Annotated in this window: 22 protein-coding genes; 11 read left to right on the top strand and 11 right to left on the bottom strand. The window is 60.3% G+C overall.

What is annotated here, in order from left to right:
- Nucleotides 1–211: 211 nt before the first annotated feature.
- Nucleotides 212–334, bottom strand: coding sequence for a PA1414 family protein (locus HBR94_RS28830; protein ID WP_003210728.1), 123 nt, complete (start codon nucleotides 332–334; stop codon nucleotides 212–214).
- A gap of 139 nt (nucleotides 335–473) precedes the next feature.
- On the bottom strand, nucleotides 474–1,367 hold the full coding sequence (locus HBR94_RS26255) for a LysR family transcriptional regulator (protein ID WP_057441212.1): 894 nt from the start codon (nucleotides 1,365–1,367) through the stop codon (nucleotides 474–476).
- A 102-nt stretch (nucleotides 1,368–1,469) separates the two neighbouring features.
- On the opposite strand from HBR94_RS26255, the gene HBR94_RS26250 reads away from it, so the two are divergent.
- Entirely contained in the window at nucleotides 1,470–2,633 is a 1,164-nt protein-coding gene (locus tag HBR94_RS26250) for a YbfB/YjiJ family MFS transporter (RefSeq protein ID WP_170045797.1), read from the top strand.
- On the opposite strand, the gene HBR94_RS26245 is transcribed toward HBR94_RS26250, so the two are convergent.
- Nucleotides 2,623–3,030 carry a DUF2177 family protein gene (locus tag HBR94_RS26245; protein WP_120732179.1) on the bottom strand — a complete coding sequence of 136 codons (408 nt, stop codon included), beginning with the start codon at nucleotides 3,028–3,030 and terminating at the stop codon, nucleotides 2,623–2,625. The genes HBR94_RS26250 and HBR94_RS26245 overlap by 11 nt on opposite strands.
- 66 nt (nucleotides 3,031–3,096) lie before the next feature.
- Nucleotides 3,097–3,933: a S1-like domain-containing RNA-binding protein gene (locus HBR94_RS26240; protein WP_170045795.1), complete on the bottom strand. Its 837-nt coding sequence runs from the start codon at nucleotides 3,931–3,933 to the stop codon at nucleotides 3,097–3,099.
- A gap of 334 nt (nucleotides 3,934–4,267) precedes the next feature.
- On the opposite strand from HBR94_RS26240, the gene HBR94_RS26235 reads away from it, so the two are divergent.
- The 3 genes from HBR94_RS26235 (at nucleotide 4,268) to HBR94_RS26225 (ending at nucleotide 6,321) form a co-directional block, all read left to right on the top strand.
- Complete coding sequence (locus HBR94_RS26235) at nucleotides 4,268–4,447, top strand: hypothetical protein (protein WP_007946007.1); 180 nt, start codon at nucleotides 4,268–4,270, stop codon at nucleotides 4,445–4,447.
- A gap of 218 nt (nucleotides 4,448–4,665) precedes the next feature.
- A complete protein-coding gene (locus HBR94_RS26230; RefSeq protein ID WP_057958836.1) occupies nucleotides 4,666–5,388 on the top strand; it encodes a TorF family putative porin in 723 nt (240 codons plus the stop codon).
- A 66-nt stretch (nucleotides 5,389–5,454) separates the two neighbouring features.
- A complete protein-coding gene (locus tag HBR94_RS26225; RefSeq protein ID WP_115127624.1) occupies nucleotides 5,455–6,321 on the top strand; it encodes a DUF6279 family lipoprotein in 867 nt (288 codons plus the stop codon).
- Between the two features lie 165 nt (nucleotides 6,322–6,486).
- On the opposite strand, the gene HBR94_RS26220 is transcribed toward HBR94_RS26225, so the two are convergent.
- Complete coding sequence (locus HBR94_RS26220; protein WP_057441218.1) at nucleotides 6,487–6,876, bottom strand: hypothetical protein; 390 nt, start codon at nucleotides 6,874–6,876, stop codon at nucleotides 6,487–6,489.
- Between the two features lie 155 nt (nucleotides 6,877–7,031).
- On the opposite strand from HBR94_RS26220, the gene HBR94_RS26215 reads away from it, so the two are divergent.
- On the top strand, nucleotides 7,032–7,307 hold the full coding sequence (locus tag HBR94_RS26215) for a hypothetical protein (RefSeq protein WP_057441219.1): 276 nt from the start codon (nucleotides 7,032–7,034) through the stop codon (nucleotides 7,305–7,307).
- A gap of 48 nt (nucleotides 7,308–7,355) precedes the next feature.
- Here the strand turns inward: HBR94_RS26215 and HBR94_RS26210 are convergent, their stop codons facing one another.
- Nucleotides 7,356–8,702 carry a DEAD/DEAH box helicase gene (locus tag HBR94_RS26210; RefSeq protein ID WP_057441220.1) on the bottom strand — a complete coding sequence of 449 codons (1,347 nt, stop codon included), beginning with the start codon at nucleotides 8,700–8,702 and terminating at the stop codon, nucleotides 7,356–7,358.
- A gap of 193 nt (nucleotides 8,703–8,895) precedes the next feature.
- Between HBR94_RS26210 and HBR94_RS26205 the strand changes: the two genes are divergently transcribed.
- Complete coding sequence (locus tag HBR94_RS26205) at nucleotides 8,896–10,194, top strand: mechanosensitive ion channel family protein (RefSeq protein ID WP_057958828.1); 1,299 nt, start codon at nucleotides 8,896–8,898, stop codon at nucleotides 10,192–10,194.
- Between the two features lie 121 nt (nucleotides 10,195–10,315).
- On the opposite strand, the gene HBR94_RS26200 is transcribed toward HBR94_RS26205, so the two are convergent.
- The 3 genes from HBR94_RS26200 to HBR94_RS26190 form a co-directional block, all read right to left on the bottom strand.
- A complete protein-coding gene (locus tag HBR94_RS26200; protein WP_057441227.1) occupies nucleotides 10,316–11,185 on the bottom strand; it encodes a carboxylate/amino acid/amine transporter in 870 nt (289 codons plus the stop codon).
- Nucleotides 11,186–11,388: 203 nt separating this feature from the next.
- A complete protein-coding gene (locus HBR94_RS26195) occupies nucleotides 11,389–11,988 on the bottom strand; it encodes an FMN-dependent NADH-azoreductase (protein WP_057444346.1) in 600 nt (199 codons plus the stop codon).
- A 145-nt stretch (nucleotides 11,989–12,133) separates the two neighbouring features.
- A complete protein-coding gene (locus HBR94_RS26190) occupies nucleotides 12,134–12,448 on the bottom strand; it encodes a hypothetical protein (protein ID WP_057441229.1) in 315 nt (104 codons plus the stop codon).
- A gap of 49 nt (nucleotides 12,449–12,497) precedes the next feature.
- Here HBR94_RS26190 and HBR94_RS26185 point away from each other — a divergent pair, with 49 nt between their 5' ends.
- The 5 genes from HBR94_RS26185 to aqpZ all read left to right on the top strand — a co-directional run bounded on the left by HBR94_RS26185 (nucleotide 12,498) and on the right by aqpZ (nucleotide 17,588).
- Nucleotides 12,498–13,421, top strand: a complete 924-nt coding sequence (locus tag HBR94_RS26185) for a LysR family transcriptional regulator (RefSeq protein ID WP_057441231.1) — start codon at nucleotides 12,498–12,500, stop codon at nucleotides 13,419–13,421.
- Nucleotides 13,422–13,435: 14 nt separating this feature from the next.
- Nucleotides 13,436–14,239 carry an alpha/beta hydrolase gene (locus HBR94_RS26180; protein ID WP_170045793.1) on the top strand — a complete coding sequence of 268 codons (804 nt, stop codon included), beginning with the start codon at nucleotides 13,436–13,438 and terminating at the stop codon, nucleotides 14,237–14,239.
- A gap of 3 nt (nucleotides 14,240–14,242) precedes the next feature.
- A complete protein-coding gene (locus HBR94_RS26175; RefSeq protein ID WP_057441236.1) occupies nucleotides 14,243–14,806 on the top strand; it encodes a peptidylprolyl isomerase in 564 nt (187 codons plus the stop codon).
- Between the two features lie 83 nt (nucleotides 14,807–14,889).
- Nucleotides 14,890–16,722 carry an ABC transporter ATP-binding protein gene (locus HBR94_RS26170; protein WP_057441238.1) on the top strand — a complete coding sequence of 611 codons (1,833 nt, stop codon included), beginning with the start codon at nucleotides 14,890–14,892 and terminating at the stop codon, nucleotides 16,720–16,722.
- A gap of 164 nt (nucleotides 16,723–16,886) precedes the next feature.
- A complete protein-coding gene (gene aqpZ, locus HBR94_RS26165; protein ID WP_057441240.1) occupies nucleotides 16,887–17,588 on the top strand; it encodes an aquaporin Z in 702 nt (233 codons plus the stop codon).
- A gap of 102 nt (nucleotides 17,589–17,690) precedes the next feature.
- Here the strand turns inward: aqpZ and HBR94_RS26160 are convergent, their stop codons facing one another.
- Both HBR94_RS26160 and HBR94_RS26155 read right to left on the bottom strand, forming a co-directional pair.
- Nucleotides 17,691–18,815: a GNAT family N-acetyltransferase gene (locus tag HBR94_RS26160; RefSeq protein WP_170045791.1), complete on the bottom strand. Its 1,125-nt coding sequence runs from the start codon at nucleotides 18,813–18,815 to the stop codon at nucleotides 17,691–17,693.
- A gap of 165 nt (nucleotides 18,816–18,980) precedes the next feature.
- On the bottom strand, nucleotides 18,981–20,315 hold the full coding sequence (locus tag HBR94_RS26155) for an OprO/OprP family phosphate-selective porin (RefSeq protein WP_057441247.1): 1,335 nt from the start codon (nucleotides 20,313–20,315) through the stop codon (nucleotides 18,981–18,983).
- Nucleotides 20,316–20,523 lie beyond the last annotated feature (208 nt).

The raw sequence follows: 20,523 nt of genomic DNA, 5'->3' as shown, positions 1-20,523 counted from the left end.
AACACGGAAGTGGTCGAGGGAGCAGACAAAAAGAAACGTCCGACCAGAATACTTCCAGGGTCAGACAAGGTGAGCGCAACTTAATTTAGGAGTCCGGACTTCGACTGGTACAAAGCAATCGCATACAACCGCACGCCCAATCTACTGTGCTTCAGGGACAGTGTGACAAGTGATCGCGCCCAAACACCAATGTCTGAGCGCTTTTCCGGACTTACCTGCGACGCGGGCGGCGCTGTTCGTCATCGGTGCGGATTGGCACCGGTTGCAGCGGTGGCTCGATCAAGCCGAGTGCGACGCCGAGGTCGTGCAGCCAGTTTTGCAGTTTTTCTTTCATGGTGCCCCCTTTGAGGGTAGTGCCGAGCAGCTGGAATTCTGTGGCTGCTTCCTACAGATAGTAGTACTAAGTCCCACGTAATGCTTGCCTGAAACCGCAACGAACCATTACTGAATTGATACAAATCCTGACGGGGCGGTCAGGCAATCGCCCGGGACTCTTGTACAGGCCGCGTCTTGCCCTCTTGCTGCAGGTCAATCCATGCATTGAGATTAGCCCCGAGCATGCCTTTGCGCCACATCAGCCAGGTGGTGGCATGGGCAAATGGCTCGGCCAGGGGGTGGATCGACACGCTGTCCTTGCCGGGCAGGCTGTCGAGCATCGACTCGGACATCAATGCAACCCCGGAACCGGCAATCACACATGCAAGCATGCCTTGATAGGACTCGATCTCGATGGCGCGGCCCATGGCCACACGGTCGTGGGAAAACCACGCCTCCAGGCGCGCCCGATAGGAACAACTGCGTCGGAAGGTGAACACCGCGCGCCCGGCCACATCCTGCGGGCCGCGTACCGGTGGGTGGTCCGCCTCGCAGATCAGCAGCAGGCGCTCCTCACACAGCGGTACGCCGTCCAGGGTCGCCAGGGTCAACGGGCCATCCACCAGCGCCGCATCCAGGCGCCCGGTGATCAGGCCTTCGAGCAGTTCACCGCTGGGCGCCGACTGCACTTGCAGGTTCACCATGGGGTAAGCCTTGTGATATTGCGCCAGCAGTTTCGGCAAATGGATCGCAGCGGTGCTGTACATGCTGCCCAGCACAAAATCCCCGGCCGGTTGGCCACCCTGCACGGCACCGTGCGCTTCATCATGCAGGGCCAAAAGGCGCGTGCTGTAGTCGAGCAGCACCTTGCCGGCAGGCGACAGTTGCAGGCGCTGGCGCTCGCGCACGAACAGCTCGACGCCCAGTTGCTCTTCCATTTGCTTGAGGCGGGTCGAGAGGTTCGATGGCACCCGGTGCAGACGCTCTGCAGCACGGGTGATGGAGCCCTCTTCGGCCACGGCCTGGAAAATACGCAGTTGGCTGAACTCCACGACCTTTCTCCTAAACTGAACAAGTTACTCAGCATTATTCATTTTTACTGAACACTAATCCACCTTAGCCTGAGGTCATCGCTTCTTCCTGGAATTTGGCCCATGTCTCCCCTGATTCGTTTACTCGCCAGTTTTATCGCCCTGATGATGGCCATGGGCATTGGCCGCTTTGCTCTCACCCCGCAGATGCCGCACTTGCTCAGCGAAGGGCAAATCGACCTGACCGCCGCCGGGCTGATTGCCGCGGCCAACTACCTGGGCTATTTCGTGGGGGCCGTGGACTCGATGTTCGCGCGCAGTAATCACCACATACGCGGACGGTTGCTCGGCGGGTTGTGGTTGTGTGTGCTGCTGACCCTGGCGTCGTTCTGGGCCAACGGCTTCTGGTCGCACCTGTTGCTGCGCTTCGGCACGGGTGTGGCCAGCGCCTGGGTGCTGGTGATGATTACCGGCCTGAGCCAGCCGCTGGCGATTGCCGCAGGGCGCCCGCGGCTGGGGGCACTGGTGTTTGCCGGGCCTGGACTGGGGATCCTGCTGACGGGATTGTTGGCACTGGCCTCCAACCTGTTGGGCGAGGATTCGGCAACGCTGTGGCTGGTGTACGGCGTGGTCGCCCTGGTCATGTTGCTGGTGATCCTGCCGTTCCTGCCCAAGCCGGACAGGGGGGCGCCGCAAAGCAGCGCCCCTGCCGAGCGTAACGGCAGCATCGCGCATCTGGGCTGGATTTACCTGCTGTATGGCCTGGGCTACATCATTCCGGCCACCTTCCTGTCGCAAATGGCCAGCGCGCAGTTCAAGGGCGCCTGGCAGGCAGACCTGTTCTGGCCATGCTTTGGCTTGGCGGCGGCCCTGGGCGTGTTGCTGGTCAGTCTGCGCAAGCCCAACCCCGACACCACACGCTACTGGTTGATGGCAACCCTGTGGATGCAAGCGATTGGCGTCTTCGCCTGTCTGTGGGGCAATGGTGTGGGATTGGTGCTGGGTGTATTGCTCTGTGGGCTGCCATTTCTGGCCTGCATGCAATTGGTGATGCAACGTTCGCGGGAAGTTGCGCCCCACGGCGCGCAACGGAGCACCGGCCTGCTGACGGCGTGTTTTGCCCTGGGCCAGTTAAGTGGCCCGCTGCTGGCGTCGTTGAGCAACCATTTTAGCGGCGGCTTGCAGCCGGCACTGACGTTAGCCGGCAGCGGCTTGATACTGGCCGGAGCGCTACTGCTACGCCCCGCCCAGGTAAAGGTTGATTGCCGGGCGCCGGTCAGCCGCTGACGCGCCGCGCCGCCCAGTATCCCAGCGAGCAGCAGGCCGCGGTGAGAAAGGTGCCCCACGCCATGTCCATCACTGCCAACCCCGCAGACCAGCCTTGCAAGGTCGCCCAGTTGCTCAGGTCGTAGGTGCCATAGGCGACCAACCCAAGCAAGGCACCGAGGCGGGCAGCCCGTTGCCAGCCGCCACTGGCCAGCGCCGGCAACACTACAAAGGCCACGCAGCCGAACACATAAAGGCAGTAGAACAGCGCCGCCGGGAGCAATCGCGGTTGCTCAAGCATCAGCGGCCCGAGCAGGCCCTTGTAGGTCGGCCCCATCAATACCCCAAGCCAGAGGCCATCGAGCACTAAAAAAGCCAACAACGTACCGAGGTAAGCAAACACGACTTTTTTGCTCATGGCGATGACCCACTGCAGGAGCCGGCTGACCGGCGATAGCGACGCCTACACAAGAGCAGGTTGCAATCAGCTTAGTTCAATACGATCAGCGTGAATTACGATCTGCCCCTGCTTGTACAGCGCACCAATGGCCTTCTTGAAGTTGCCCTTGCTCACGCCAAACAAGTTGCTGATCACGGTCGGGTCACTCTTGTCGCTGACCGGCAGGCTGCCGTTGTTTTCACGCAACTTGGCGAGGATCTTCGAGTTCAGGCTGGACGCCGCTTGCTCGCCGACCGGCTGCAGGCTCAGGCTGATATTGCCGTCGGCGCGGATTTCCTTGATGAAGCCCTTCTCTTCCTTGCCCGGACGCAGGAACTTGAACACTTCGTTCTTGTGGATCAGGCCCCAGTGCTTGTTATTGATGATTGCCTTGAAGCCCATATCAGTGGCTTCGGCAACCAGCAAGTCGACTTCCTGGCCCACGGTGTAGTTGGCCGGCGTCTTGTCCAGGTAACGGTCCAGGCGCGCGGTGGCGGTGATGCGCTTGGTGTGTTTGTCGAGGTAGACGTGCACCACACAGTATTCACCGGCGGTCAGCTGGCGTTTTTCTTCGGAATACGGCAGCAGCAGGTCCTTGGGCAGGCCCCAGTCGAGGAACACCCCGATGCTGTTGACTTCAACCACTTTCAGGCTGGCGAACTCGCCCACCTGCACTTTTGGTTTTTCAGTGGTGGCGATAAGTTTGTCATCGCTGTCCAGATAAATAAAAACGTTAAGCCAGTCTTCATCTTCACTGGGAATATCTTTGGGAATATAACGATTGGGCAAGAGGATTTCGCCCTCTTGATCACCGTCCAGATACAAACCAAAGTTAGTGTGTTTAACCACTTGCAAACTGTTGTAGCGCCCGACTAAAGCCATTTCCAATACCCTCATTGCGTGGGCGGCATTCTACCCGAGTTGAAGGCGGCGGTCCCGTGTCCAGGCGCGCAACCCTGAAAAATCGCGGGTTTGCCGGGCACTTGCCGACAATTGCCCCGCTCGTCAGGTCAAGCTGCCGCCGTGCAGCAATGGCCAGGTGCTATTTTTACCCACGGTTTCTATTTAAAACAGCGAGTTAGGGCCTTCGACCAAAGACCAACTTTGGGCTTTTATAATAGCGCAGCTTATTCCTGGGAGATATTTACCAAGCAATTGTCAAGCATTTCATGTACGATGCCTGGCCAAGTTAATTTTCTACAGGTTAGTGGCCGCCATGCGCGTAAAAGCATCCAACAGCAAAGCAAAGCCAGCTCCCGCCGTTGAAACCAGCGAATCGATCAACAACCAAATCGCCGCGTTCCTCAAGTCCGGTGGCGAAATCCAGCAGATCGCCAAGGGCGTGAGCGGCCAGACATTCGGCCCGTCCAAGCAGATCACCCTGGGTAAGAAGTAAGCGCGCAAGCCGCCTACGCACCCCACCTGGTCCCTAAGCGCCTTGCCTATCAAGGCGCTAGGACTAGAGCCAGCAACATCCCCCCGACACACATTCCACCACGCCAATCGACGAACGGGTCTCAATACCTGACTTTCGCCGGTATGCTTGCACACGTCTAGAACGGGCATTTGCCCGATTTCTCCCGTTACTGCTCCTCGCTTTTCATGGAGTGAAGCGTGCTCAAACCCTGTATTTTTCTGGTCAGCGCCCTGCTTGCCAGCCCCCTCGCCGAAGCGCAGGTTTTCCAGCGCGAACTGGGCGACTTCGACTTGAAACTGGGCACCACGCCCGGCCGCAGCATGGCCCAGGGCCTGGTCAAACCCACCACACCGGGCAGCAACTCGTTTCACGGCGGCCTCGACCTGAGCCACGCCAGCGGCCTGTACTTCGGCCAGTTCTCTCCGAGCATGGGCCTGTCGCCCGCGAGCAAACTGGAAGTCGATTCCTACATGGGCTTCAAGCGCCCGTTCGACCAGACCCTGGGCTATGAACTGGGGATGATTCACTACAGCTACCCCAAGCTGAGCCCCCTCGACAGCCAGGAGTTCTACGGCGGCCTGAACCTGCTGGGCAATCGGTTTGGTGTGTCACTGGGCAACGACCCCGACCGCCGCGACAGCACCCTGTTTGCCGACCTGGGTGGCACCCAGCCGTTTGGCATTGGCGTGAGCATGAAGTACACCACTCATCAGTTGGGCGCCCCGGCCTCGGTGGAGGGCGGCTCGATCCGCAGTTTCAGCGACTGGTCGGTGAAATTCTCCCGACCGTGGATGGGCATGGACCTGGACCTGATCTACAGCGACTCCAACCTCAACGGCAGCGACTGCTCAGCCTACTCTGGACACAATTCGCAATGTGATGGCCTGTTGACCCTAAAGGCCGAGCGGTCGTTTTATTGATGGGCTGAACTGTCACGCCCCCGGCGGGTTCAGATGAACATCCCTGGTCTGCGCAAGGACTCGCCCATGCTGCGTCGGTTAAGAATCCTGGCTGCTTTACTGGTCCTGAGCGTCCTGCTTGCCGGCTGCAACCGCGTGGGCCTGGCCTATCGCAATCTCGACGTGATCATCCCCTGGACCCTCAACGACTACCTGGACATGAACGCCGGGCAGAAAAGCTGGTTCAACGAAACACTCAAGGAACACCTGGCCTGGCACTGCACCACCCAATTACCTGGCTACCTGGACTGGCTCGACCGCCTGCAGCAGATGGTTGACAGCCACCAGGTCAGTGACGCCGCCCTGCAAGCCCACGCCCTTGAAGCCAAGCAAGCAATCGCCGACGTCGCCCGGCAAATCACCCCATCAGCCATCGAGTTGCTGCGCGGGCTGGATGAGCAGCAAGTGCGCGAGATGGATGCCGCGCTGACCAAGGACCTGGGCAAACGCCAGGACGAATACCTCAAGCCGCCCCTGGAGCAACAGATCAAGGAGCGTAGCGAGCGCATGAGCAAGCGCCTGGATGCCTGGCTAGGCCCACTGAGCGCCAGCCAGCAAGAGCGTGTGCTGGCCTGGTCCACTGCCCTCGGCGCGCAGAACCAGCAATGGATCGGCAACCGCGCCCATTGGCAGGCGCAGTTCATCGCCGCAGTCAATCAACGGGCCAGCAGCGACTTCCCACGCAAGATGGAGCAGTTGCTGGTGGACCGTGAAAGCCTGTGGACCGCGGACTATCGCCAGGCCTATGCCCAGACCGAAGCCGCAGCCCGCAGCCTGCTGGTGGACGTGATGGCCGAAAGCACGGTGCAACAACGCCAGAAGCTGGTGCAGAGAATCGCTAAGGTGCGCAGCGATTTCCAGGCACTCAAGTGCCTCAAGGGCAGCGCGGCCTAGACGTCTACACCTCCCTCAGAACCACAGGCGCACGCCCAGGATGGTCAGCTCGGTGCGCACTCTACCGGTGATATTGACTGCGGCCTGGCCGATAGACAGATGCCCGCCAGCACACCCGGTTGCCCGGGGCTGTACAAGATTACCGATTTGACAGTTGCAGCCGGTTCAGGCGATTTGCGCCTTGGCCGCCACCATCTCGAACGTCGCCGGGTCCAGCGCGTCGGCCTGCTCGTCGAGCACTTGGCGCGGGTGATCGTTACCCGGGATGGCGCTGTCGATCAATGCCAGCAGCTGCGCGCCCAAGGGCGTCAAAATGAAATTCTCGCCGTTGCCGCCCTCGTCTTCAGGCCGGGACTCGATAAAGCCGCGCTTGAACAACAGCGCTTCGTAATCGGCGGCGGTCTTTTTCAACGCATCCAGATCGCCAGTGAACTCGCCGGCCGTGGCCTTATCGGCCGCTTCCTGTTCGGCATATTTGCGCGGGGCAAAGCTGCCCTCGCCGTTCTGTACTTCATGCAACAGACGTTCGATCAGATCCCAATTGTAAGTGCTCATCCTGAATCCTCCTGCAGGCACACCGACTGGGTGCCTCCAAAAGTTGTGACCTGTGGCGGCTGCGGGCGTTCAGCCGGGTAGACAGGCGTGATTGCACTGAACTTTTCACAGGCCAGCCCTCTCAACCGGGTATCACCGCCAAGGAGGTCTACCCCATGAAAACCCTGATGCAACTGGCTGTCGCCGCCGCCCTGTTGAGCGCCCTGCCCGCCTGGGCCTGTACCCCGGAAGAAGCCACGGAAAAACGCGAACAACTGGCCAAGGAAGTCAGCACCCTCACCCAGCAGAACCCGACCAAGGCCAAGGAAATCAACGACGAGCTGCAGCAGATGGACCTGGACACCGAAAGTGCGAAATTTCCCGACAAGTGCCAGTTGATCGAGGCGCGACTCAAGGAGTTGAAGGAAGCGGCGGCCAAGGCGAAAAACTGAGAGCATAAAAAAACCGGACATTGTCCGGTTTTTTAGTGCGCTGGCGTATTACTCGGCAGCCGGTGCTTCTGGCTTGCGGCGCTTGAGCGGCGCCATGCCGTCCTTGCTGACCAACGACAGGTTGTCGGTCTTCGGCCGGTTGGCGATCTTGCGCTTGGTCGGCGACTTGGCGCCGGTTTTCTTCTTGTCGCCCTTGGCGTCGACCTTTTTCTTCTTCACGCCCACGGCCTTGCCCGAAGCCTTGACCTTCTTCGGCCCGGTGTAGGTGCCTTTGACTTCCTTGATGGTGCGGCGCTCGAACGACTGCTTGAGGTAGCGCTCGATGCTCGACATCAGGTTCCAGTCGCCATGGCAGATCAGCGAGATGGCCAGGCCATCGTTGCCGGCACGCCCGGTACGGCCGATACGGTGCACATATTCGTCGCCGCTGCGCGGCATATCGAAGTTGATCACCATGTCCAGGCCTTCCACGTCCAGGCCGCGGGCGGCGACGTCGGTGGCTACCAGAATCTTCACGCCGCCCTGCTTGAGGCGGTCGATCGCCAGCTTGCGGTCCTTCTGGTCCTTCTCACCGTGCAACACAAACGCCTTGTACTCCTGCGCCACCAGGCGCCCGTAGATCCGGTCGGCCATGGCACGGGTGTTGGTGAACACGATGGCTTTCTGATAAGTCTCGTTGGCCAGCAGCCAGTTGAGAATCTGCTCTTTATGCACATTGTGGTCAGCGGTGACGATCTGCTGGCGGGTGGTGGAGTTCAGGTCGCTGACGTTATTGACCTGCAGGTGCTCAGGGTTGTTCAGGACCTTGGCGACCATCTCGCGCAGGGTCGAGCCGCCGGTGGTGGCGGAGAACAGCATGGTCTGCTGGCGGTTGACGCACTCTTCGACGAGGCGCTGCACGTCGTCGGCAAAGCCCATGTCGAGCATGCGGTCGGCTTCGTCCAGCACCAGCACTTCGACTTCCTTGAGGTCCAGGTTGCCGGCGTTCAGTTGCTCGATCATCCGCCCAGGGGTACCGATCAGGATATCCGGGACCTTGCGCAGCATGGCGGCCTGGACCTTGAAGTCTTCGCCCCCGGTGATCAGGCCGGACTTGATGAAGGTGAACTGCGAGAAGCGTTCCACTTCCTTCAAGGTCTGCTGGGCCAGCTCACGGGTAGGCAGCAGGATCAGGGTCTTGATGCTGACGCGGATCTTGGCCGGGCCGATCAGACGGTTGAGGATCGGCAGGACGAAAGCGGCGGTCTTGCCACTCCCGGTTTGAGCCGTCACCCGCAGGTCACGCCCTTCGAGCGCGAGCGGGATGGCCGCTGCTTGCACAGGCGTAGGCTCGACAAATTTAAGCTCGGCCACGGCTTTGAGCAGGCGTTCGTGCAGGGCGAATTGGGAAAACACGGGTGCTACCTCGAAGAAATACAAAAAATCAGCTGCATAGGGTAACGGTTTCGGGCGCTCAGGCCGAGTTTCTTTACGCGAAGTGGGCCAAACAGATGGTTTTTTGTCAGGTGATTTGTCTGCCTGCACAACTTTGCAGCACTTAAATGCTCTAATCGCCCCGTCATGTCTTACAGAAGAATCGCGTTAAACCATGGATATCAAACAGCTCTGGCTCAACGTCCAAGACCTCTGGGGTGCCCTGGACCAACATCCGCTACTGCATTCAAGCCTGGCTTTGCTGGTGCTGCTGGTGGTGGCCCTGCTGGTCGGACGGGTGGCACGCTACCTGATCCTGCATGCGGTCAAGTTGCTCGGCCGCCAACCTGCCCTGCATTGGCTCAATGACCTGCGCCATAACAAAGTCTTCCACCGCCTGGCCCAGATGACGCCGTCGCTGGTGATCCAGTTCGGCCTGCACCTGGTGCCGGAATTGAGCAAGACCAGCACGCTGTTTATCGGCAACGTGGCGCTGGCGTTCACCATTCTGTTCCAGGTATTGGCCATGAGCGCCCTGCTCAACGCCCTGCTGGATATCTACGCACGCACCGAACATGCCCGCACGCGCTCGATCAAGGGCTATGTGCAACTGGCGAAAATGGTGCTGTTCGTGTTTGGCGCGATCATCATCGTTGCAACCTTGATCGACCGCTCGCCGCTGTTGCTGCTGTCAGGGCTGGGTGCGATGTCGGCGGTGATCCTGTTGGTCTACAAGGACACGCTGCTGTCATTTGTCGCCAGTGTGCAATTGACCAGCAACGACATGCTGCGGGTCGGCGACTGGATCGAAATGCCCCAGGTCGGCGCCGATGGCGATGTGGTGGACATCACCTTGCATACGGTCAAGGTGCAGAACTTCGACAAGACCATCGTCTCGATCCCCACCTGGCGCCTGATGTCCGAATCGTTCAAGAACTGGCGCGGCATGCAGGCCTCGGGCGGGCGGCGGATCAAGCGCAGCCTGTTTATCGACGCGGCCGGCGTGCGTTTTCTGCGTGATGATGAAGAAGTGCGGATGACCCAGGTCCACCTGCTGACCGACTACATCAGCCGCAAACAGGCAGAATTGAAGGCCTGGAACGAAGCCCAGGGCCACAGCGCGCAGTTGTCGGCCAACCGCCGGCGCATGACCAACCTGGGCACCTTCCGCGCCTATGCCCTGGCTTATCTGAAGAGCCATCCGGATATCCAACCGAACATGACCTGCATGGTGCGCCAGATGCAGACCACCTCCCAGGGTGTGCCCCTGGAAATCTACTGCTTTACCCGCACCACGGCGTGGGCGGATTACGAGCGGATCCAGGGGGATATTTTTGACTACTTACTGGCGGTGCTGCCGGAGTTTGGCTTGAGCCTGTATCAGCAGCCGAGCGGTAATGACCTGCGGGCCGGAGTGCTGCCGGCGGTGTTGGGTGCCAGTCATTTGCCGGTGCCGGAGAAGGCTACGCTCTAACCAGGCGCAAAGCAGCGCCCCTGTGGGAGCGGGCTTGCCCGCGATAACGGTGGGTCAGTCAACACATCTGTTACTGATCGTCCGCTATCGCGGGCAAGCCCGCTCCCACCTTTGGGAACGATCATTGCCGGCTGAGCGGCGCCGGGCGAATGCCCAACCGGCTGATCCACACCGCCGCCACAATCACCGCCCCGCCCAGGAACAGGCGCCCCAGCGGCTCATGCTGGTTCCAGATCAGCAGATTGAGCAGCAGCCCCACCGGCACATGCAGGTTGTTCATCACCGCCAGGGTGCCGCCGTTGACCAGGCAGGCGCCCTTGTTCCACCAGTACAGACCCAACGCAGTGCTGACCAGGCCCAGAAACAGCAACACACCCCACTGCAACGGTGCTTCAGGCAGGAAGTTGGCCTTGCCGAACAGCAGGAACGCCGGCAACACCACGGCCAATGCCCCCAGGTAGAAATAGCCAAAGCGCCGGTAGTGCGGCAGGTCGCTCGGGTGTCGTGCCACCAGGCGCCGGTACAGCACCTGCCCGGCGGCGTAGGTGAAGTTGGCCAGTTGCAGCAACAAAAAGCCCATGAAGAAGTCCGGGTTGATCTGGTCAAAGCGGATCACCGCCGCCCCCGCCACCGCCACCAGCGCGGCAATCAGCGCCCAGGGGTTGAAGCGCCGGTTCAACGCGTCTTCGATCAAGGTCACATGCAACGGCGTGAGGATGGTGAACAGCAACACCTCCGGCACCGTCAACACGCGGAAGCTCAAATACAGACACACGTACGTCACGCCGAACTGCAACGCGCCGATCAGCAGCATGCCGCGCATGAACGCAGGCTCCACCGAGCGCCAGCGGGTCAGGGGGATAAACACCAGCCCGGCCAGCAGCACGCGCACCAGCACGGCGAAATAGCTGTCGACATGACCCGCCAGGTATTCGCCGATCAGGCTGAAGGAAAACGCCTGGATCAGCGTGACAATCAGTAAGTAGCCCATGTGCGCCTCATATTCGAATGGGCGCGACATTAGCGTCTTTCACGGCGGGGCGAAACTCGGCGCAAAAAAAACCCGACCTCGCTAAAGCGGCAGTCGGGCAGGAGCACTCAGGAGCAACAAGTGCAAAGGGAGGTTCGATACGCGTACTTGAAGGGTTGCGTGGAGCTATAAAAACATCGCGCGATTATCTGGCGATTAACGCGTCAGGCAACCTGTGCCAGCAGGGCCTTGGCGTGGTTCAAGCCCTTTTCCTGGAAGTCGCCACCCAGGTTCACCCCTTCGGCGTGGATAAAGGTCACATCATGGATCCCGATAAAACCCATGACCTGGCGCAGATACGGTTCCTGATGATCGCTGCTCGCGCCGGTGTGGATGCCACCACGGGCGGTCAGCACAAACGCGCGCTTGCCAGTCAACAGGCCCTGGGGACCGGTGGCGGTGTACTTGAAGGTCACCCCGGCCCGCAACACATGGTCAAGCCAGGCCTTGAGGGTGCTGGGGATGGCGAAGTTGTACATCGGCGCGGCCATCACCAGCACATCGGCGGCCAGCAGTTCGTCGGTCAGGTGGTTGGAGCGCTCCAGGGACGCCTGCTCATCCACGCTGCGCTGCTCGGCCGGCTTCATCCAGCCGCCCAACAGGTTGGCGTCCAAGTGCGGCACTGGGTTGACGGCCAGGTCGCGCACGGTGATCTGATCGGCCGGATGGGCCGCCTGCCATTGGCTGATGAACTGTTGGGTCAGTTGGCGGGAAATAGAATCCTGCTGGCGGGCGCTGCTTTCGATGATCAGAACGTTAGACATGGCTTTGTAAGCTCCATCGGTAATTGCTGTAAGTCGATGGAGTGAAGGTTAAACAGAGCTCATTCGATAAAAAAGCGCAAAAAACTGCTATAACCCATCTATAAAGTTGTTTATAAGCGGGGCATGGCCAAGGCCCCGCAGCGAATTATTTGGGTTCGCAGGTCAGTTTGATCCGCATCTTGATAATCGCGCGGCTGAACTTGACCGTAGTGTTGGTGCTTTTCCCGGCAGGGACCGTGACCTTGCGCACCCGCGCTGGCTCCGGGCCATTGGTAAACGCGACCGTACACGCAGCGTCATTGCTGCCGTAGTTACTGAGCTGGATGGAGCTGATATCACCGTCAACATCGGAAGCGTTGTAGTCGATGCTGACCCCCTTGATCGACTTTGACACGTCGATCGGATAGGCGAACGCGCTCAACGGCAACAGTGCCAGCAATACACAACAGAATTTTCTCATTCGGCAGTCTCCAATAAGGACCGCCAGCTTAGGACAAGAGGAGCTCATCTTGAAAGCGCCCCGCGTGACCCTTGATCAATGGCGCACGTTGCAAGCCGTGGTTGACCATGGCGGCTTCGCCCAGGCAGCCGAAGTGCTGCACCGCTCGCAATCCTCGGTGAGCTACACCGTGGCCCGCATGCAAGACCAGTTGGGCGTGCCTCTGTTGCGCATCGACGGGCGCAAGGCCGTGCTCACCGAGGCCGGCGAGGTGCTGTTGCGCCGCTCCCGGCAACTGGTCAAAAACGCCAGCCAGTTGGAAGACCTGGCCCATCATATGGAACAAGGCTGGGAGGCCGAAGTACGCCTGGTGGTCGATGCCGCCTACCCCAACGCCCGCCTGGTGCGCGCCCTCACCGCCTTTATGCCGCAAAGCCGGGGCTGCCGCGTGCGCCTGCGCGAAGAAGTGCTGTCGGGTGTCGAGGAGCTGCTGATTGAAGGCGTGGCCGACCTGGCGATCAGCGGTTTCAGCATTCCCGGCTACCTGGGCACGGAAATGAGCGACGTGGAATTTGTCGCCGTGGCCCACCCTGAACACCCGTTGCACCGGCTCAACCGCGAACTGAGCTTCCAGGACCTGGAAAGCCAGATGCAGGTGGTGATCCGCGACTCCGGTCGCCAGCAACCGCGGGACGTCGGCTGGCTCGGCGCCGAGCAGCGCTGGACCGTGGGCAGCCTGGCCACCGCCGCCGCCTTCGTCGGCAGCGGCCTGGGGTTTGCCTGGCTGCCCCGGCACATGATCGAGCGTGAGCTAAAGGAAGGCCTGCTCAAGCAACTGCCCCTGGAGCAAGGCGGCAGCCGCCACCCCACGTTCTACCTGTACTCGAACAAGGACAAGCCCCTGGGCCCGGCCACGCAGATTCTGGTCGAGCTGCTGCGCACCTTTGACACTGCACCGCTGGACGCACCCTTTGCCGCTCCCCGGCAAGCCTGATACGGAGTTCACCCATGGCCTATTTCGAACATGAAGGTTGCACCCTGCATTACGAGGAATATGGCCACGGCGTGCCACTGATCCTGATCCACGGCCTGGGCTCCAGTTGCCAGGATTGGGAACTGCAAGTCCCCGTGTTGTCCCGGCATTACCGCCTGGTGCTGCTGGATGTGCGCGGTCACGGGCGCTCCGACAAACCCCGGGAGCGCTACAGCATCGCCGGCTTTACCGCAGACCTGGTGGCGTTGATCGAACACCTGCAACTGCCCGCAGCCCATGTGGTCGGCCTGTCGATGGGCGGGATGATCGCCTTTCAACTGGCGGTCGACCAACCGCAGTTGCTCAAGAGCCTGTGTATCGTCAACAGCGCGCCCGAGGTCAAGGTGCGCAGCGCCAATGATTATTGGCAATGGGCCAAGCGCTGGGGCCTGGCCCGCGTGCTCAGCTTGAATACCATCGGCAAGGCACTCGGCGACCGGTTGTTCCCCAAACCCGCACAGGCCGACCTGCGGCGCAAAATGCGCGAACGCTGGGCAAGAAACGACAAACGTGCTTACCTCGCCAGCTTCGATGCCATTGTGGGCTGGGGCGTACAGGAACGACTCTGCAGAATCGCCTGTCCAACCCTGGTCATCAGCGCCGACCACGACTACACCCCAGTGGCGCAAAAAGAAATCTATGTAAAACTGCTGCCTGATGCGCGGTTGGTGGTGATCGAGGATTCGCGTCACGCGACACCGCTGGACCAACCCGAAACCTTCAACACAACCCTGCTCGATTTTCTCAAGACAGTCGAAACCACTTCCCAGGATCACTGACCCATGCTGAAAAAAATCGCCGTTTTTGCCGGTTCTGTTCTGTTTGCTGCCAACCTGATGGCGGCCACGCCGGCCAAGGCACCACACGTATTGATCTCCACCACCAATGGCGACATCGAAATCGAACTGGATCCGGTCAAGGCGCCGATCAGTACCGAGAACTTCCTGTCCTACGTCGACAAGGGCTTCTACACCAACACCATTTTTCATCGGGTGATCCCGGGTTTTATGGTGCAAGGTGGCGGGTTCACCCAGCAGATGTCGCAAAAGCCTACTGAAGCGCCGATCAAGAACGAAGCCAGCAACGGCTTGCATAACGTGCGCGGCACCTTGTCCATGGCCCGCACCAGCAATCCGAACTCGGCCACCAGCCAGTTCTTTATCAACGTGGCCGACAACGCCTTCCTCGACCCAGGCCGCGATGCGGGCTACGCGGTGTTCGCCAAAGTGGTCAAGGGCATGGACGTGGTCGATATCATCGTCAACTCGCAAACCACTACCAAACAAGGCATGCAAAACGTGCCTATCGACCCTGTCCTGATCAAGTCGGCCAAGCGCATCGACTAAGGTTCACAGGGAGTTGCGCGCGCCGCCCACAAGGCCGCGCGCGTCTTTAACAAGGAGAGCCCGCCCGGCGGGCGTCAGACCTAATGCTCTATCGTCGTTTTGAACAACTGATCGACATCTTCCGCGACGCTCCCAGCGCGGCACCTCCGGATAAAGTCCTACCCTTCTACCTCTATTACCTGCGCCAGGTGTGGCCGTGTTTTGCCGCGCTGTTGGTGGTGGGCCTGATCGGCGCGCTGATTGAAGTGGCGCTGTTCAGCTACCTGAGCCGCATCATCGACCTGGCCCAAGGCACGCCGCCGGCCAACTTCTTCCAGATCCACGCCACCGAGTTGATCTGGATGGCCGTGGTTGCCTTGCTGCTGCGCCCGATCTTCGGTGCCCTGCACGATTTGCTGGTGCACCAGACCATCAGCCCCGGCATGACCAGCCTGATCCGCTGGCAGAACCACAGCTATGTGCTCAAGCAGAGCCTGAACTTCTTCCAGAACGACTTCGCCGGGCGTATTGCCCAGCGCATCATGCAGACCGGCAACTCGCTGCGCGACTCGGCCGTGGCCGCCGTCGATGCCATCTGGCACGTAGCAATCTACGCCATCAGCTCCCTGGTGCTGTTCGCCGAAGCCGACTGGCGCCTGATGATCCCGCTGGTCACCTGGATCATCGCCTACAGCCTGGCGCTGCGCTACTTCGTGCCACGGGTCAAGGAACGCTCGGTCATCTCGTCCGAGGCGCGCTCCAAATTGATGGGCCGCATCGTTGATGGCTACACCAATATCACCACCTTGAAGCTGTTCGCCCACACCCAGTCCGAACAGGAGTACGCCAAGGAAGCGATCATCGAGCAGACCGAAAAAACCCAGCTGGCCAGCCGCGTGGTCACCAGCATGGACGTGGTCATCACCACCATGAACGGCCTGCTGATCGTCACCACCACCGGCCTGGCCCTGTGGCTGTGGACGCAGTCGCTGATCTCGGTCGGTGCCATTGCCCTGGCCACCGGCCTGGTGATCCGCATCGTCAACATGTCCGGCTGGATCATGTGGGTGGTCAACGGCATTTTCGAGAACATCGGCATGGTCCAGGACGGCCTGAAAACCATCGCCCAGCCGCTGGCGGTGATCGACCGCGAAAACGCCCCGCGCCTGAGCGTGCCCCACGGCGAAGTGCGCTTCGAACAGGTCGACTTCCACTATGGCAAGAGCAGCGGCATCATCGGTGGCCTGAACCTGGTCATCAAACCGGGGGAGAAGATCGGCCTGATTGGCCCGTCCGGCGCCGGCAAATCGACCCTGGTCAACCTGCTGCTGCGCCTCTACGACCTGCAAGGCGGACGCATCCTGATCGACGGCCAGAACATTGCCGAAGTGGCCCAGGAAAGCCTGCGCGAGCGCATCGGCATGATTACCCAGGACACCTCGCTGCTGCACCGCTCGATCCGCGACAACTTGCTGTATGGCAAGCCCGATGCCACTGACCAAGAGCTCTGGGACGCGATCCGCAAGGCCCGCGCCGACGAATTTATCCCGCTGCTGTCGGACGCCGAGGGCCGGATTGGCCTGGATGCCCACGTCGGTGAGCGCGGGGTGAAACTCTCCGGCGGGCAACGCCAGCGCATCGCTATCGCCCGGGTCCTGCTCAAGGACGCACCGATCCTGATCATGGACGAAGCGACCTCGGCCCTGGACTCGGAAGTGGAAGCGGCCATCCAGGAAAGCCTGGAAACCCTGATGCAAGGCAAGACGGTGATCGCCATCGCTCACCGCCTGTCCACGATTGCCCGAATGGACAGGTTGGTGGTCCTGGAAAAAGGCCAGATCGCCGAGAGTGGCAGCCATGCCCAGTTGCTGGCACATGGCGGCCTGTACTCGCGATTGTGGCAGCACCAGACCGGAGGTTTCGTAGGTATCGACTGATTTCGGACTACTAACGGCGCTATCAATTCCGAACAATTCTGACAGTTTTTTCTATCTTGCTGGCCGTGTATCACAATCCTGCTGTACTGCAATCAGGGTCCAGGAGGGCCCTGACATCAGACTGCAGGGAAGCATCACACCCGTTGATTTAGAAGGACGCGTTCATGTCTCTGTTCAGACGTTCCGTTACGGAAGGGTTGGGTACGTTTTGGCTGGTGTTGGGTGGCTGCGGGAGTGCCGTTCTGGCCGCAGCCTTCCCGGATGTCGGAATCGGCCTGCTGGGTGTATCGCTGGCCTTCGGGCTTACCGTGTTGACCATGGCATTTGCCATTGGCCATATCAGCGGCTGTCACCTCAACCCGGCAGTCACCGTAGGCTTGGTGGTCGGCGGCAGGTTTGCGGCCAAGGAGATGCCTGCGTATATCGTCGCGCAAGTCATTGGCGGCGTGGTGGCGGCGGCCTTGCTGTACTTCATCGCCAGCGGCAAACCGGGTTTCGAACTGGCGGCGGGGCTGGCATCCAATGGTTACGGTGAACATTCGCCGGGCGGCTATTCAATGGCGGCGGGGTTTGTCACTGAACTGGTGATGACCGCGATGTTCGTGCTGATCATCCTCGGCGCCACCGACCGTCGTGCGCCTGCTGGCCTGGCGCCCATCGCCATTGGCCTGGGGCTGACGCTGATCCACCTGATCTCCATTCCGGTCACCAACACCTCGGTCAACCCGGCCCGCAGCACCGGCCCTGCGCTGATTGTCGGCGGGTGGGCAATCCAGCAACTGTGGCTGTTCTGGCTGGCGCCGATCCTTGGCGCGGTGATAGGTGGCATCACCTACCGTTGGTTAGGCAAGGAAGAAAAGGCCTGATCCAACCGCAATGCACCTTGTAGACGCTGGCTTGCCGGCGATAACGGACTCCCTGCCAGCACATCATGGGCAGATACACCGTCATCGCCGGCAAGCTGGCTCCTACACCTGTCGATAAGGCAACGCCAAACGCGCCTCCTCGGCATACGCCAGAACCCCCACCCGCTCGCGTTCCAGGAAATCCGCCACAGCGGTTTTCAAGCCTGGATGGCGCAAGTAGTGCCAGGAATGGGTAATCACCGGCTCAAACCCACGAATCAACTTGTGCTCGCCCTGGGCCCCGGCGTCGAAACGCTGCAGGCCATTGGCGATCGCGTAGTCCATGCCTTGATAGAAACAGGTCTCGAAATGCAGCCGGTCAAATTCGCCCAGGCAGCCCCAATAGCGGCCATATAGGCTGTCGCCCCCCACCAGGCTGAACGCCATGGCCACCGGCCGCGCCCCTTGCTTGGCCAGCACCACCCGTATCGCCTGCGGCATGCGTTCGGCCAGCAGGCTGAAAAACGCGCGAGTCAGGTATGGCGACTGCCGGCGCACGGCGTAGGTGTTGGCGTAGCAGGCGTAGACAAAATCCCACTGGGCCTCGCTCAGCTCATGACCTTGCAGCCACTCGAACTCGATGCCCTGCCCCGCGACCTGTTCGCGCTCCTTGCGCATCTGTTTGCGTTTGCGCGAACTCAGGGCGTCGAGGAAGTCCTGGAAGTCGCGATAACTGCGGTTCTGCCAGTGGAACTGGCAACCCAGACGCGCAAGCCAACCGGGTTGCTGGCCCAGGGCAGCATCGGCCAGGGCATCGGTGAAGTTGATATGGGCACTGGAAAGGCCTTCGATTTCCAGGTAACCAGGCAGGCTCTGGAGCAACTCCAGGCCGTCCGCACCATTGGCCACCAGCAAGCGCGGCCCGCTGACCGGGCTGAAAGGCACTGCTGTCAGCAGTTTGGGGTAGTACTCGATGCCCGCGCGTGCGCAAGCGTCAGCCCAGCCATGGTCGAACACGTATTCGCCATAAGAGTGCCATTTGCGGTAGCTGGGCAGCGCCGCCACCAGCCGCTCTCCCTCGTAATGCAGCAAGTGCTCCGGCTGCCAGCCAGAATGCCGGCCAAGGCTGGCACTGTCTTCCAGCGCACTGAGGAAGGCATGGCGCAGAAACGGCTGATCCTCGGGGACCAACGCGTTCCATTCATCAGGCGATACTTCGGACAGGCTATTCAAACGTTTCAACGGCATGCCATTCCCCGACGGTAAACGCTCGCTCACAATATTCAGGCCATTCTGACAGAACCCGCCGCCCGCGCGGGCAGCAAAAAAAAACCCCGCCAATCGGCGGGGTAAAAAAGAGGATCGCGCTTTAACGGATGAAGAAAGAGCGCGTTGGAGCGGTATGACCGTTGCTTAGAACACGTACTGCACACGACCGACGATGGAATCACCGCTGTCATCGCCATTGGCGTTGGTGATCTTGTCGGTGCTGACCTTGCTGTAGTTCAAGGACAGCTTGACCGCTTCGTTGGCGTACCAGTTCACACCCAGGGTGTTGACGTTGGCCTTGGCATCGCCGGTTTCGCGGGTAGCGCTGCTGACGACGATGTTTTTGTCGTCAACCTTGATGTTGTCGTAGCGGTAGAACACTTCCCAGGCGCCGTACTGCTTGTTCTCAGGCTTGATGGCGTCGAACTTGCCGCCGTCGAGCTTGTAGGCACGGGATTCGCCGGTCAGGGTGTAGGCCAGTTGGCCGTAGAAACCGCTGGTTTTCACGTCCTGGTAGGCATTGCTGTCAGCTTTCATCTTGCGGCTCAGGGCTTCAGCCTGCACCGAGAATGGGCCGCTGGCGAAGGCAAATTCACCCCCGAATACCGTGTCGGTATCGTAGGCGCCAACCGCCGTCAGGTTGCTGGCGTTCAGGCCCACACCACCGCCGAAGGTCGCGCGGTTGCCGTTGGAGCCGGCATCGTTACCACCGGTAGTTGCTACACCACGGGCGCCGAGACGCGGACGGATCCGCGAGTCGAAGGCGGCGTCGTTCAGGTCACGTGCCGCCAGGTTCAAGCCGAAGTGCAGGACGTTGCCGCCTTTGTTCATCGGTGCCAACACGATACGGCCGTTGAATTGCTTCACGCCCTTGCCGTCTTCGTCGTTGATGTCCTTGGAAGCCAGGCTGGCGGAACCGTAGAACATATCAGCCGCAGTGCCGCTGACCTGGATGCCCATGCCGTTTTCGTGGGTGTTGACCCAGTCTGCAACCTCGTAAGCCGAGTTACGCTCCATGGCGGTGATCCACTTGGAGCTGGTGGCTTTTTCCAGACCGAAATCCGGGTCAAAGCGACCGACGCGGATGGTCACCGGCTTGAAGCCCACATAGGACATGGACGCTTCGTCGAAGTAACCGTCGTCGGAGTTACCCGAGTTGTGGGAGAAGTCGTAGTTGAGCTGGTATTTGAAATCCTTGTAGACGGTGCCACCCAGTTCCAGGAAGGCGCGACGGAAGTAAGCAGCGTCGCCCGAGTCACCGTTCTTGGTGTAAAAGCCGTCAAATGTGCCGTAATCGGCTTGCAAGCGACCACCCAGCTTGAAGCTGAAGTTCTGGTCGGTGGTAGCAACCTCAAGGCCGCCCTTGGTTTTGACAACGATATCGGCGCCGTCAGTAGTGACAGTACCAGCGAAAGCCTGGGCGGTAACGGCCAGGGCCAGGGCGCTGGCCGCGAAACCGGCGAAGTGCTTACGGATCATCGAAGAATTCCCCTAATTGGTGGTCTTTTGCGTTGGAAAACACACGGGTTCTGGCCCGCTGGTGTTGGGAGGGGATCTTGGCGAGGGGATATTTCAGACAAGTTGCCGCAAGATAAATATTTTATTACAGGGGAACTTTCTTACAACCACCGGGAATAAGCGCAACGCTACGGCCGGCGTGGGTTTGAGCAGAAAAAGTACGAGAAAT

It is taken from the genome of Pseudomonas sp. WS 5412, from assembly GCF_012985615.1.
Classification (GTDB): domain Bacteria; phylum Pseudomonadota; class Gammaproteobacteria; order Pseudomonadales; family Pseudomonadaceae; genus Aquipseudomonas; species Aquipseudomonas shahriarae.
This window is presented reverse-complemented; position numbering and strand designations above follow the sequence as displayed.

What these genes read in the sequence shown, in the direction of transcription:
- HBR94_RS26175 (WP_057441236.1), top strand. Translation starts at nt 14,243, where the DNA reads ATGCTGAAAAAAATCGCCGTTTTTGCCGGTTCTGTTCTGTTTGCTGCC.
- HBR94_RS26160 (WP_170045791.1), bottom strand. Translation starts at nt 18,815, where the DNA reads ATGCCGTTGAAACGTTTGAATAGCCTGTCCGAAGTATCGCCTGATGAA.
- aqpZ (WP_057441240.1), top strand. Translation starts at nt 16,887, where the DNA reads ATGTCTCTGTTCAGACGTTCCGTTACGGAAGGGTTGGGTACGTTTTGG.
- HBR94_RS26195 (WP_057444346.1), bottom strand. Translation starts at nt 11,988, where the DNA reads ATGTCTAACGTTCTGATCATCGAAAGCAGCGCCCGCCAGCAGGATTCT.
- HBR94_RS26180 (WP_170045793.1), top strand. Translation starts at nt 13,436, where the DNA reads ATGGCCTATTTCGAACATGAAGGTTGCACCCTGCATTACGAGGAATAT.
- HBR94_RS26200 (WP_057441227.1), bottom strand. Translation starts at nt 11,185, where the DNA reads ATGGGCTACTTACTGATTGTCACGCTGATCCAGGCGTTTTCCTTCAGC.
- HBR94_RS26240 (WP_170045795.1), bottom strand. Translation starts at nt 3,933, where the DNA reads ATGGCTTTAGTCGGGCGCTACAACAGTTTGCAAGTGGTTAAACACACT.
- HBR94_RS26215 (WP_057441219.1), top strand. Translation starts at nt 7,032, where the DNA reads ATGAAAACCCTGATGCAACTGGCTGTCGCCGCCGCCCTGTTGAGCGCC.
- HBR94_RS26190 (WP_057441229.1), bottom strand. Translation starts at nt 12,448, where the DNA reads ATGAGAAAATTCTGTTGTGTATTGCTGGCACTGTTGCCGTTGAGCGCG.
- HBR94_RS26235 (WP_007946007.1), top strand. Translation starts at nt 4,268, where the DNA reads ATGCGCGTAAAAGCATCCAACAGCAAAGCAAAGCCAGCTCCCGCCGTT.
- HBR94_RS26205 (WP_057958828.1), top strand. Translation starts at nt 8,896, where the DNA reads ATGGATATCAAACAGCTCTGGCTCAACGTCCAAGACCTCTGGGGTGCC.
- HBR94_RS26170 (WP_057441238.1), top strand. Translation starts at nt 14,890, where the DNA reads ATGCTCTATCGTCGTTTTGAACAACTGATCGACATCTTCCGCGACGCT.
- HBR94_RS26245 (WP_120732179.1), bottom strand. Translation starts at nt 3,030, where the DNA reads ATGAGCAAAAAAGTCGTGTTTGCTTACCTCGGTACGTTGTTGGCTTTT.
- HBR94_RS26155 (WP_057441247.1), bottom strand. Translation starts at nt 20,315, where the DNA reads ATGATCCGTAAGCACTTCGCCGGTTTCGCGGCCAGCGCCCTGGCCCTG.
- HBR94_RS26220 (WP_057441218.1), bottom strand. Translation starts at nt 6,876, where the DNA reads ATGAGCACTTACAATTGGGATCTGATCGAACGTCTGTTGCATGAAGTA.
- HBR94_RS26250 (WP_170045797.1), top strand. Translation starts at nt 1,470, where the DNA reads ATGTCTCCCCTGATTCGTTTACTCGCCAGTTTTATCGCCCTGATGATG.
- HBR94_RS26225 (WP_115127624.1), top strand. Translation starts at nt 5,455, where the DNA reads ATGCTGCGTCGGTTAAGAATCCTGGCTGCTTTACTGGTCCTGAGCGTC.
- HBR94_RS28830 (WP_003210728.1), bottom strand. Translation starts at nt 334, where the DNA reads ATGAAAGAAAAACTGCAAAACTGGCTGCACGACCTCGGCGTCGCACTC.